This is a genomic window from Salinicola sp. JS01, assembly GCF_030284585.1.
In the GTDB taxonomy this organism is placed as follows: domain Bacteria; phylum Pseudomonadota; class Gammaproteobacteria; order Pseudomonadales; family Halomonadaceae; genus Salinicola.
Genome location: NZ_CP127244.1, coordinates 1,762,790 through 1,775,264, shown reverse-complemented (window position 1 = coordinate 1,775,264; position 12,475 = coordinate 1,762,790). Strand labels below are relative to the sequence as shown.

The 12,475-nt window shown below is 65.4% G+C and carries 11 protein-coding genes; 3 read left to right on the top strand and 8 right to left on the bottom strand.

Annotated elements, in window-relative coordinates; genetic code table 11:
* Window positions 1-31: 31 nt before the first annotated feature.
* From QO259_RS07975 to QO259_RS07940, 8 genes are all read right to left on the bottom strand, one after another.
* Window positions 32-763, bottom strand: coding sequence for a sulfotransferase family 2 domain-containing protein (locus QO259_RS07975; RefSeq protein WP_207035386.1), 732 nt, complete (start codon window positions 761-763; stop codon window positions 32-34).
* Between the two features lie 109 nt (window positions 764-872).
* On the bottom strand, window positions 873-2,306 hold the full coding sequence (gene cysN, locus QO259_RS07970) for a sulfate adenylyltransferase subunit CysN (RefSeq protein ID WP_285952425.1): 1,434 nt from the start codon (window positions 2,304-2,306) through the stop codon (window positions 873-875).
* Entirely contained in the window at window positions 2,307-3,224 is a 918-nt protein-coding gene (gene cysD / locus QO259_RS07965) for a sulfate adenylyltransferase subunit CysD (protein WP_035469326.1), read from the bottom strand.
* Window positions 3,225-3,303: 79 nt separating this feature from the next.
* On the bottom strand, window positions 3,304-4,107 hold the full coding sequence (gene cysQ / locus QO259_RS07960; RefSeq protein ID WP_285952424.1) for a 3'(2'),5'-bisphosphate nucleotidase CysQ: 804 nt from the start codon (window positions 4,105-4,107) through the stop codon (window positions 3,304-3,306).
* Window positions 4,108-4,298: 191 nt separating this feature from the next.
* Window positions 4,299-5,672, bottom strand: a complete 1,374-nt coding sequence (locus tag QO259_RS07955; RefSeq protein ID WP_285952423.1) for an oligosaccharide flippase family protein — start codon at window positions 5,670-5,672, stop codon at window positions 4,299-4,301.
* 94 nt (window positions 5,673-5,766) lie between these two features.
* Window positions 5,767-8,004 (bottom strand): polysaccharide biosynthesis tyrosine autokinase, encoded by a 2,238-nt coding sequence (locus tag QO259_RS07950; RefSeq protein WP_285952422.1) that lies wholly within the window; start codon window positions 8,002-8,004, stop codon window positions 5,767-5,769.
* Window positions 8,005-8,023: 19 nt separating this feature from the next.
* Window positions 8,024-8,461, bottom strand: a complete 438-nt coding sequence (locus QO259_RS07945; protein ID WP_207037210.1) for a low molecular weight protein-tyrosine-phosphatase — start codon at window positions 8,459-8,461, stop codon at window positions 8,024-8,026.
* 3 nt (window positions 8,462-8,464) lie between these two features.
* Window positions 8,465-9,583, bottom strand: a complete 1,119-nt coding sequence (locus tag QO259_RS07940) for a polysaccharide export protein (RefSeq protein WP_285952421.1) — start codon at window positions 9,581-9,583, stop codon at window positions 8,465-8,467.
* 1,099 nt (window positions 9,584-10,682) lie between these two features.
* Here QO259_RS07940 and QO259_RS07935 point away from each other — a divergent pair.
* Genes QO259_RS07935 through QO259_RS07925 form a run of 3 tightly spaced genes read left to right on the top strand, consistent with a single transcriptional unit; the run spans window position 10,683 to window position 12,462 of the window.
* Window positions 10,683-10,922, top strand: coding sequence for a hypothetical protein (locus QO259_RS07935; protein ID WP_081918900.1), 240 nt, complete (start codon window positions 10,683-10,685; stop codon window positions 10,920-10,922).
* A gap of 59 nt (window positions 10,923-10,981) precedes the next feature.
* The gene (locus QO259_RS07930) at window positions 10,982-11,596 is read left to right on the top strand and encodes a YjbF family lipoprotein (RefSeq protein WP_285952420.1); all 615 of its coding nucleotides are present in this window, start codon (window positions 10,982-10,984) and stop codon (window positions 11,594-11,596) included.
* Window positions 11,597-11,655: 59 nt separating this feature from the next.
* Complete coding sequence (locus QO259_RS07925; protein ID WP_285952419.1) at window positions 11,656-12,462, top strand: capsule biosynthesis GfcC family protein; 807 nt, start codon at window positions 11,656-11,658, stop codon at window positions 12,460-12,462.
* Window positions 12,463-12,475: the final 13 nt, after the last annotated feature.

Here is a 12,475-nt window from a genome sequence, read left to right as displayed (position 1 = left end):
GGTCCATGAGTACGAAGGGGTCATGCGGCGTTCAGGGCGTGTAGCCGAAGATCTCGAAATCGCGCCGATAGAGGCGTGAGGCGATCGCGGTAAGCTCACTGTCGTAGTAGTCGCGGTAGTCCCGGCGCGCGGTGGCGTTGACCACTTCCAGCGGTGCCACCCGACTGATGCGCAGATCGGCGGCGATACGCCGGTAATCGGCATCGATGTTCTCGTAGCGCCCGACATAGTCGACCAGCGGCTGGCCCTCGGCGTCGCACAGGAACTCGGCCTGGGGCCGGAAGTGGACCCAGCGCATCACCCGGCGGCGATAGCGCGACCGCGACGCCAGCCGGCGCAGAAAATCATCGAAACCGGAGACGCCGCGCAGATACTTGTCGCGGAAGGCGCGGTCGTAGCGGCCGATACCGCCCTTCTCGAGGTAGACGTAGGCGGAGACCAGACGATCCAGCGGATGGCGCACGAAGCCGAACTTGTAGTAGCGCGCGAAGCGCTCGGCATCGAAGCGGCGATAGCGCTCGGCCGGATCGTGGCCGTGGGCCGGCACCCCGAACAGCGCCTGGAAGATACTGTTGCCGGCGGTCTTGGGCACGTGCACGAAGACCACATCGTTGTTCTCCTCATGCTCCGAATAGGGGTCGACCAGATGACGATAGAGGCGATCCTTCACCTCCAGCGGCAGGCGGTCGTTGACGCCCAGGATCAAGGACTTGGCCAGGGGGCTCTTTTTCAGACGATAGCGGGTCTGTATCAGCAGGCTCATGGCACTCCCGTCGATGAGTGATCGCAGTGAATCGAGGCGCTCCGGCGGCGTCTGGCGACGCGCCGGAGGCTTGGCATAGCGGTGGGGTTTAGCGGTGTCGCGGCGCGCTTCAGTCGCCGATGCCGCGCAGCACGGTGCGCAAGTCCTTGGCTTCCCAGTGCGGGAAGTGCTTGCGGATCAGCGCGTTGAACTCGACCTCGAAGGCCTGCCAGTCGACCTCGCCGCTCACCTCGCGGCCCGCCGCCGCGCCGCGGATCAGCCCCGCGCCCACGGTGACGTTGCTCAGCCGGTCGATCACCACGAAGCTGCCGGTCCCCGGGCTGCGCCGGTAGTCGTCCAGCGGCACGCTCGCGGTCAGCTCCACCCGGCAGCGCCCGATGGCGTTGAGCGCCAGCTGCTCCGCCGGCAGCTGCGCCAGGCTGTTGACGTCGATCTGATAGTCGATCTCGGCCACTCGCCCGGCCACTTCCTGGGTGCCCAGCTTGAAGTCGTAGAGCCGACCGGGTTCGAGGGCGTTCTCGTGCATCCACACGATGTCGGCCTCCAGCGCGCTGGCCTGGGTCACCTCGGCATCCGCTGCCACCAGCCAGTCACCGCGGGAAAGGTCGATCTCGTCTTCCAGGGTCACCGTCACCGCCTGCCCGGGATACGCCTCTTCGAGGTCGCCGTCGAAGGTGACGATGCGCGCCACCCGCGAGCGCTTGCCCGAGGGCAGCGCCTTGATCGCCTGACCGGGGCGCAGGATGCCGGCTTCGAGCGTGCCGCAGTAGCCGCGGAAGTCGAGGTGCGGGCGGTTGACGTACTGCACCGGCAGGCGCAGATCGGAGAGGTTGGCGTCGTGGGCGATCTCGACCGTCTCCAGCAACTCGAGCAACGGCGGACCGGCGTACCAATCCATCTGCTCGCTGGGGTTGACGACGTTGTCGCCCTCCAGCGCCGAGAGCGGCACGAAGCGGATATCGCGGGCGTCGAGCTTCTCGGCGAAGGCGCGATACTCGGCGACGATCTCGTCGAAGCGCGCTTCGGCGTAGTCGACCAGATCCATCTTGTTGACCGCGATCACCAGGTGCTGGATACCCAGCAGGTCGGCGATGAAGCTGTGCCGGCGGGTCTGCGTCTGCACCCCGTGGCGGGCGTCGATCAGGATCACCGCGAGGCTAGCGGTGGAGGCACCGGTGGCCATGTTGCGGGTGTACTGCTCGTGCCCCGGGGTGTCGGCGATGATGAACTTGCGCTTGTCGGTGGAGAAGAAGCGGTAAGCGACATCGATGGTGATGCCCTGTTCGCGCTCCGACTGCAGGCCGTCGACCAGCAGCGCCAGGTCGACCTTGTCACCGGTGGTGCCGCTGGTCTTGGAGTCGCGGGTGATGGCGGCAAGCTGATCTTCGTAGATCATCTTGGAGTCGTGCAGCAGGCGCCCAATCAGGGTTGACTTGCCGTCATCGACGCTGCCGCAGGTGATGAAGCGCAGCAGGTCCTTGTTCTCGTGCTCGTGCAGGTACTGCTCGATGTTGTCGGCGATGAGCGAAGACTGATGTGACATTTAAAAATACCCCTCGCGTTTCTTCTTCTCCATCGAGCCAGCTTGATCGCGGTCGATGGCCCGGCCCGAGCGCTCGCTGGTGCGGGTCAGCAGCATCTCCTGGATGATCTCGGGCAGCGTCGCCGCCCGCGACTCCACCGCCCCGGTGAGCGGGTAGCAGCCGAGGGTGCGAAAACGCACCCACTTCTCTTCCGGCACTTCACCCGGTGCCAGTGGCAGGCGCTCGTCGTCGACCATCACCTGCATGCCGTCACGCTCGACCACCGGGCGCGGCGCGGCAAAGTAGAGCGGCACGATGGGGATCGATTCGAGGTAGATGTACTGCCAGATATCCAGCTCGGTCCAGTTGGAGAGCGGGAAGACGCGGATCGACTCGCCCTGGTTGACCTTGCCGTTGTAGAGCCGCCACAGCTCCGGGCGCTGGTTCTTGGGGTCCCAGCGGTGGTGCTTGTCGCGGAAGGAGTAGACCCGCTCCTTGGCCCGGGACGCTTCTTCATCGCGCCGCGCACCGCCGAAGGCGGCATCGAAGCCGTACTTGTCCAGCGCCATCTTCAGCGACTGGGTCTTCATGATGTCGGTGTACTTGGCGCTACCGTGATCGAAGGGGTTGATGCCGGCGGCGCGTCCCTCCTCGTTGATATGTTCGATCAGCTCCATGCCCACGCTGGCCGCCATGCGGTCGCGGAACTCGATCATCTCCTTGAACTTCCAGGTGGTGTTGACGTGCATCAGCGGAAACGGCGGCGTCCCCGGATAGAACGCCTTGCGCGCCAGATGCAGCATCACCGAGGAGTCCTTGCCGATCGAGTAGAGCATCACCGGGTTGCGGAACTCGGCCGCGACCTCACGGATGATGTGCATCGACTCCGCCTCGAGCTGCTTGAGGTGGGTTTGACGTTCCGGTGTGATTTCCAGCATGAGGGTTTCCGTACGGTTTGATGTCCCTATCCGCGCGTGCCGGCACTCGCGCCATCGCGAGCGGCGGCACACGCCACGGTCACAGTGCGCGCTGCAGCGCGCTTTCCCAGCGCTCATCGCGCTGTGCGCAGACGATGAAGGCAGGATTGAGGTAGCTCTCGCCCTGGGTGCAGCGCAACGGCGCCAGCGTCTCGGCCTCGAGCACCTCGCCCCCCGCCGCCAGCACCACTGCCTGGGCGGCGGCGGTGTCCCACTCGCAGGTCGGGGCCAGCCGCGGGTAGAGATCGGCGCTCCCCTCCGCCACCAGGCAGAGCTTGAGCGAGCTGCCGAGGCTGGTGAGGCGATGTGCCGGCAGCCCGTCACAGAAGGCCTCGAGCGCCTCGGCGGCGTGGGAGCGGCTGCCCACCACCACCCAGGGTTCGGCCGCCGGATCGGGCAAAGCACGCACGCGGATCTGCTCGACCACGCCCGCTCCGACCTGCTTGAAGGCGCCCTCTTCGCCGCCCCACCAGGTGGTGGGCCCGGCCGGCAGCGCCGGGGCGTGAACGATGCCAAACACCGGCACCCCGGCCTCGATCAGCGCCACGTTGAGGGTGAACTCACCGTTTTGCTTGAGAAACTCCTTGGTGCCGTCGAGCGGGTCGACCAGCCAGTAGCGCGACCAGCCGCGACGGGTCTCGAACGTGACGTCGGCAGCCTCTTCCGAGACCACCGGATACCCCGGTGCGAGCCGTTCGAGCGCCTGTACCAGCGCCTCGTGAGCGGCCAGATCGGCCGCTGTCAGCGGCGAGTCGTCGGCCTTCCAGGTGACCTCGGCGTCGCCGCGATAGATCGCCATGACCCGCTCGCCGGCGGCGTGCACCGCCTGCAGCAGTGCCGCCAACGGCAAACATGCTGACGCATCGCGACTATTCTCGGGCGCCTCGGTCGCGGTCGCCGAGGCGGTATCGGTGGCAATGTCGGAGGCACCGACGGACGAGGAAACGGGCGATTCCGTCGCCCTGCCTGTCGCGTGTGGGTATCGGCACATGCTCGAAAGACTCCTTGTCTTACTCACTCACGTATGGATCTTGATCAAGTACGGGTGTGGCGGCGCGGCGTGTCAGCGGTCGCCGCACGCCCAGGCACCGTCAACGGCAGCATGACGATGCCCATGTCGCGCCAGACGAAGATCGCCGCGACGACGTTCTGCAACGAGAGCACCAGCGCCAGCGACAGCGCCGCCCCCAGCGCACCCAGCAGCGGGATCAGCACCAGAAAGGCGATCAGTCCCAGGGTGGCGCAGATCAGCGAGATGTTGCGCATCAGCCGCTCGCGCCCGGTCATGGTCAGCAGGAAAGCCACCGACCCGGTTGCGACATTGACCAGATGGCCGATGGCGATGATGCGTAGAAGCGATGCTGCGGCGCCGAATTCGGGCCCGAACCAGCCCAGCACCCAGGTCGGAAAGAGCAGGCAGAGTAGCGCCAGCGGCAGCGCCATGGCCGTAGCCACACGCGTGCTCTGGCGTGCCAACCGCGCCAGCCCTCGGTGGTCGCCCTGGTGATAGAGCCGCGAGAAACGCGGCGGGAAGACCGCATTGATCACCAGCAGGATGAAGCTGATGATCATGCCCACCCGCTCCGCCGACTTGAACAACCCCAGGTCGACGTGGCTCAACAGCGCACCGGCGATGAACATCCCCAGCACCTGCTGCAGGAACATCGACAGATTGAGCATGATGAAGCTCTGCGCGGTGGCAAAGAAGGCGCCCTTGCTGGCCAGCGTAGCCAGGTCCGGCGCACCGCCGACCACCGAGGCATGCCGACGCAACCAGCGCAGGGTGTGCAGCGCGCCCTGGGCAAAGACCAGCCAGGCGGCAGCGCAGAAGGCCCAACTGGCCAGCACCAGCGAACGGCTCTCGCCGACGAGCACCAGCGTGAGAATGGCGATCGCCGCCCACAGCGAGATGGCGCCATTCTCCTGCAGGCTGGCACGCGCCGGCATATTGGCGCCCTTGAGGAATCCGGCGAGCACGAACGAGAGCGTGAAGGCAGGCGTGGCCACGGCGATCGCCGGCAGCATCTCACCCAGGGTGGGTGCGGCGAAGACGTTGGCGATCGGTGCGCGCAACAGCCAGATCGCCACGGCGAAGAGCACACTCAGCATGAGTGCCCGCAGCAGCGCCCAACGCAGATAGCGGCGTACATTCGGGCTGTCGCTATCCTGGCTGACATAGCGCATCAGCGAGCCGTTGAGGCCATAGCAGGCGATGATGCCGGCACCGAATATCAAGCTCTGCGCCAGCGCGAACAGCCCCACCCCCTGGGCTCCATAGAGACGGCCCAGCACCACCCCGAGCATCACCGTGCCCAGAGCGGCCACACCGCGCGCAGCGAAGGTGCGGCAGAGGTTGACCACGAGCTCACCGCGCAGCCGGGTGCGGATCACCGCGAACGCAGGCGTCATGGATATGCCCTCGCAGCCTTTGTCCGCGCCGGACGAGACAGGCTCCGAGCTCCGGCGACATCGACGGTGGTGGGTTTCATGGCGGCTCGCGGGATCACTGATAGTTGTAGTGGTAGTAGCCGTAGCCATAGGCGGTTGACGCCTTGCGCTCGACCGCGTTGAGGATGGCGCCGCGCGGTTCGACCCCGGCGGTGCGCAGGCGAGCGATCGCCAGCTCCAGCTCCTTGACCGGATTGCGCTCGAAGCGCACCAGCATCAGCGAGGTGCCGACCTGCTTGCCAATGATCGCAGCATCGGTGACCGCCAGAATCGGCGGCGAGTCGACGATCACCAGGTCGAAGCGTTCACTCGCCGCAGCGAGGAAGGCACTGAAGCGCGACCCCATCAGCAGCTCCGAGGGGTTGGGCGGTGCCATACCCCGAGCAACGTAGTGGAGCCCTTCGCACTCATCGACGTCGCGGATCACTTCATCCAGCGTCAGCCGGCCACCGAGCACGTCGCTCAGCCCCGACTCCGAGGTCGCGCCGAAGACGCTGTGCACCTGCCCCTTGCGCATGTCGGCGTCGATCACCAGCACGCGCTGTCCGGCTTGGGCGCAGACAGCCGCCAGATTGACGCTGACGAAGCTCTTGCCCACGCCGGGGCTGGGGCCGGTGATCATCAGGCGGTTATCGCTCGCTTCGAGCATCGCGAAGTGCAGACTGGTGCGCAAGCCGCGCAGGGCCTCGACCGTGACGTCCGCCGGATTGCGCAGCGACAAAAGCCCCTGCGGGTAGCGCGGGTCGCGGCGCGTGCCACGGCGCCCGCGCTGCTCGCGGCGATTGAGCTTGCGCTGCTCGTCCGACAGCGGCACCGTCGCATAGACCGCCAGGCCGGTCTCTTCGATCTGCTCCTGGGTCTCGATACCGCGATTGAAGAGCGCGCGCAGGAACACCCCGGCGACGCCGACGATCAGGCCGACGATCACCGCCACCGCCAGCAGCAGCGGCTTGTTGGGTGCTACCGGGGTTGCCAAGACCTGGGCCGAGTCGAGCACGCGAACGTTGCCCACGGTACTGGCCTCGGCGATCCGCGTCTCCTGCACCTTGTTGAGCAGTTGCACGTAGATCTCGTTGTTGACCTCGGCATCACGCTTGAGACGCAGGATTTCCTGCTGGGTCTTGGGCATCGCCTTGATCTGCTGGTCGAGATTGGCGCGCTCACGCTGGAGCTGGGCCTTCTTCTCGAGCAACGCCTGATAGGTCGGATGGCTCTTGGTGAAGCGCTGGGCAATCTCGGCCTCGTTCATATCCAGCTCGTTGAGCTGAGCCTCCAGATTGACCAGACGGTCGAGCACCGACTTGGTCTCCAGCGACAGATCGACACTGTCCTGGGACTCGCGATAGCGATTGAGCTTCTCCTCCGCGCGATCGACCTGGGCGCGGATCTTGGGCACCTGGCCATCGAGAAACTCGAGGCTCTTACGGGCCTCCTCGGACTGGCGCTGAACGTTCTGCGAGTAATAAATATCGGCAATGGTGTTGAGGGTCTTCTCGGTCTCCTGCGGGTCGGGCCCGGTAAGGCTCCAGCTCAGGATGCCGGTCTCGCTGCCCGCCTCGGCCACCGTCAGGCGCCCGCGCAGGGCATTGATGGCGGCGAGACGCGAGCCGTGGCGCAGCTCGAAGGTGGCGCCGGCGCCGGCGTCGATCGAGGTCACCCGCAGCGCCACCCCGCCGTCGGCGAAGTTGCTCAGTTCGCCCAGCTTGCCTTCGCCCAGGTCGTTGCCGTCGGCATCGAACAGGCGATAGTGATAGCTGTCGATAACCCGCAGGCGGAACGGCTGCCCCTCATAGGCATCGGCCACCGGCATCTCGCTGACCGCGATAGACTCACCGCTGAAGGCGTAGTGCCAGCCGGCGGCGAAACCGGGCCGAGAGACATGCTGGCGCTCGAGCAGCCCACCGATCACCGGCAGCGTCACCGGGGCCACGGAGATATCGAGATTGAGCAGATCCACTGCACGTCCAAGGACCATGCGCGACTGGATGATCTCGATCTCCGACAGCGTCGGCGGCTCCTGGCCCAGCAGCGTCGATACCTCCTTGAGCGGATTGCTGCCGGGTGAGGAACTCTCGATCTGTACCAGCGCATCGGCGCGATAGATCGGAGTCGCCACGCTGACATAGACAAGCCCCAGCAGGGCGAAGGCGGCGACGCTCGCCAGCACCCACTTCTTGTGATCGACCAGAATCCCGAACAGACGCCGGATATCGATCTCTTCGTGGCTGCGCGGCGCGCTCGCGGAGGGCGTCGGGGCTTGAGTGCCCGACTGAGCGTTCGAGGCGTGAGTCATCGTGGGTCCTTGCATCCTTTCATCGTTCCGGCAGCTTGCCGATCCAGCCGTCGGCAGCGCTCACCAACAGACCGTGGACGTGCGCGAAGGCACTCTCGCTCTTGTGGTAGGGATCGGGGATCTCGGGCTCGGCGAGCCAGCGCCCGAACAGCAGCGTCTTGCCCGTCGCGGCCGGGTCGCGCTCGGTGACCGCCCGGCGCTGCCCTTCGCTCATGACCAGGATCAGCTCGGCGTCCTTGAGCATGTCGGCATCGAGCTGGCGCGCGACGTGGGCGTCGAGGGTCAGACCGTTGCGCTCCGCCAGCAATCGGGCGCGAGGATCGACGTCCTGGCCGACCAGTGCGCCCAGACCTGCGGACTCGATCCGGCGCCCAGGGAAGCGCTGGCGCAGCAGCGCCGCGGCCACCGGACTACGGCATACGTTGCCGATACAGACCACCAGAATGCGCTGAAACATCGATCAATTACCGTCCCTGAGTTCATCGAAATCACGCGTGGCCCGGGTCACCTGGTAGACCGAGGTAATGGTCGGGGTAAGCTGATTGATCACCCGGTTCCAACGGCTCAACGGCGCCGCAGTGACATAGACGATATCGGTGGGCTGGAGCATGAACTGGGTGCCCAACACCAGCGCCGTGGCATTGCGCGCATCGAGCTGATAGACCGTCGCCAGCTTGCCGCTGGCGGCCGGCGCCTGGCGGATCACGAAGATACCCTTGGCATCGGCTTCGGCCTCGTTCATACCACCGGCCTGGGAAAGCGCATCGGTCAGTGACAGCCGCGAATTGCCCATCGGCAGCGAGACCGGGTCGACCACTTCGCCCATCACGAACACCTTCTGGTTGCCCAGGTCGGGGACGTGCACCACATCGCCGTCCCGCAGGCGGCGGTTGGCGCTGAGGTCGCCGTCCTGGAGCATGGCGTGGACATCGATATGCTCGATCTCGTCGCCACGGGTCAGCACCACGTCATGCCAGTTGGCACTCTCGCGCATGCCGCCCGCCTGATTGATGGCATCGAGCAGCGTCAGCGGCACGTTGGTGACCGGCATGACACCGGGCTTGTCGACCTCACCGGTCACATAGACCTTCTGAGAGTTGAAGCCGGCCACCTTGACGTCGACCTGAGGCGAGGCGATGTACGCCGTCAGCCGCCGCTGCAGCTCGTCGCGCACCGCGTCCACGGTGCGCCCGGCCACCGTCATTCGGCCCACATAGGGGTAGAAGATGGTGCCGTCGCTGCCGACGGTGCTACCGGACTCACTGCTGGGGCGCTCGCCGCCGGCGGGAATGGTCAGCTCGGGGTGGTCGTAGACGGTCACCGAGAGCACATCGCCCACCCCGACACGATACTGATAAGACGGGGCTGGCGACGTATCTCCAGCGCCTTCGGCCGCGCGGCTCAGCGCTTCCGGATCGGGCTTTGCGGCATCCACCGTGCCGGCCTGTTGGGTACGAATCAGCCCCAGCGTAATCGGCTCGACATCGACCAGATCGTCGATGGGTGCCGAATCGGTCTCATAGCCGATATGACCGCCCGGGGCGAAAGCACAGCCGCTAAGGCTGGTGACCAGTAGCAACGCAGCGAGGCCTCGGCCGCTGCCAGCCACTGACCTGATCGCCCCAGCTAGCGACAACCCGACTTCGACCGTACCCACCTCTCGATTCTTGCGTCTCATCCCTCTCGCCTCTGCCATTCGCGCCATCCCTGTCGCTCGACGTCACTCGTGCCTTTTGCCCGACACATGCACATTGACTCAATGGGTCAAAACGACGGGTCAAAACGACACAGACCCGACGAATTTAAATTTAAACACGCTACCGCCCCGAGGTTGTCATGGCATTCCCCGAAGCCTTTCTACAAGATGAATCGCCCAAGTCGGCACGATTTAAGCTTGGCTATCCTTGGCGGCAACCCGCTTCCATTCAAGCAATGCCAAAGTCGTGCCAACTTCATAAAACGACACACCTCGGAAACATTAGAATTACGTAGCAGGCGACAAGACTGCACGACACCAGTGAAAAATCATTTTCTTGCGTATTTGACACCGCTCTTCGCGTTAGCCAGCTGTAACGAAATAGCGACAGGTTATCTGCGAGAAGCACCTATTGGAGGCAGCACCCGAGCACTCGAGCAGCTCGCCACTCGCCCATAAGCACTGGAGAAAGCCACCGAACAGCCCCCTATTGCAGCCGATTTTCAATAGCTTGCCCCCGCCAGGAGCCACGCCAGACGGCTTGGACGTTGGTCGTACTCCCTCTCGCAGCACGGCGTGATAATGTCGCAACCCCTCCCGCGAAACAGCCCTTTTTGGTGCATGCCTGCACGCAACGGCAAGGTTGTCGCCAATCACTGACAAGTTGGCTTAGCGCTTTACAAATTACGTTCAAACATTGCCAAAAGACACGATTCAGCCCACTTTGCGATCGCACTCAGCGCGCCCATCGTTACGATCCAGCAACAATAATCCGCATTTTATTCCTCACACTACCGTCATCTTTCGATAATGAAATCACCTGCCTAAACGGCCTCGCTATTAGCAGACTTCCAGCCCCCAAATATTTGACAAGTTCCGATTGCCCCGCAGCATAATATTGGCAAGAATGTCCTCGGTCTTCGGACCACGGGCGAGGCGTCAATCGCACTCGTTTTACTTTTCACTCAACCAGGAGCTATCTATGAAGAAGCGAGCCATCTTGGCAGTCGCCTTCATGGCGGTCTCTTCGCTCGCTGCAGCCCAGGAAGTCGCTACGGGCAGCGCAGCCGGCGTGGGCACCGCCGCCAGCGCGTCTACGGCCTCGGCCGTGGGCGCCAGCACGACCGCCTCTTCGGTGGGCGCGCTGGCCGCCGCTGGTGGCAGCGATGGAAGTGGTGGTACCGGTACCACCGGCACCACCGGTACGACCGGCACACGTTGATGAGCGTATTGGCTCAGCGTTGCCGGGAAGGCCGCCCTCGGGCGGTCTTCTTCATCGGCATGGCACTAGTGCTGTCGGGCTGCACCATCGGCAGCCAGCGCTCGCCCAGTGACGTCGTCGCCAGCCTGCGCGGGCCCGACCTGGCGGCCCAGGCCGCGGATTTGCCCTACGCCTCGCTGGCACTGGACCTGGCCGGCCACGGCGGGCTGGTGGTACTGGCCAGCCAGCAGGCCAGCACCACCTACTGGCAGTTCCGCGATGGTGCGACGCTGGCGCTCGAGGATGGTTATCCGGTGGCCAGCGCCGGGCTGCGCGACGAGCTGCTGGGTACGCGCATTCTCGACGCCAACGAGGCATCGCCACCGCCCTATCCATGGCGTCAGCCTGGCAGCGAAGTGCACTACCGGATCGAGCGCCAGTGGCAGGATGCCGAAGGTAATCTGCATCAGGACAGCGCCCGGGTAGCGCTCGATTGCGCGGCACCGGCAACCGTCGAGTTACTGTTGACACGGCGCCGGCTGGTGCGCTGCCAGGAAACATCACACTGGGCCGGCGGCGCCATCACCGAGGCGACGCTATGGCGCGATCCCGAGGACCGGCGGCTGTGGGCTTATGCGGGCCAGCCGTGGCCGGACGCACCGACACTGACCTGGCAGATCGCCCGCCCCTGGTGAACGACATGCCGAAGGATCGGCACGCTGCTCCTATCCACCGTCAGGGACATGACCGACACATGCGATCCCCTTTCCCCTTTGCGCTGGGCCTGCTGGCGCTGGGTGCACTCGCGTTGGATGCCGCGGCCGCGCCGCCGGCCGACGAGGCCCCCGTCACCATCGAGATCGAGGGCCGAACGGCTACGGCAACGACACTGCTGGAGGCGTGGTCGGCGCTATCGCGCCACGATCGGGTGAACTGGCCATTCGCCTATGTGGGTGCCGAGCGCACCGATAGCTCGACCCGCCAGACGCAACGTCGCCTGCGCGCCGAACTAGACGGGCTCGCCCTACAGGCCCGACTGCAGCGACAGCCAGCGCTGGCCAGCGGACTCGATGAGTGGTCGCGGGCGCTAGCCACCAAAGCGCCCGGACGTATTCCGGGCCGGGTCGATCCCAGTTGGCTGATGGCACACACGCGCCAGATGCCGGCACTGGCCGATCTCGACCGCCTCGGCTGGTGCGAGACCCCGGACTGGGTCGAAGCGTGGACCCCGCAAGGCGTGACGCGGCTCGACTGGCGCCCCGGCATGACCACCGAGACGCTGCTGGAGGCGCTGCCCGAGTCCGCCCGCGCCCAGAGCGAGCAGCTGGCGCTGGTCGACCCACGTGGTGGGATACGTCGGCTGGGCATGGCGGCATGGAATCGCCAATCGGCCACGCTGGTGCCGGGTAGCCGCGTGGTGCTGCAACTGCCCCTGAATGGAGTGAGCGCGCGCTGGGTCGATGCCAGCCTGCCCGATTTCCTGGCCACGCGCCTGCCCGGCGACACCTGCCACACCTTCACGCCCGACGCCGCTTCAGGCGCTACTACCGCCACCGACTGACGACGCTCCGAGC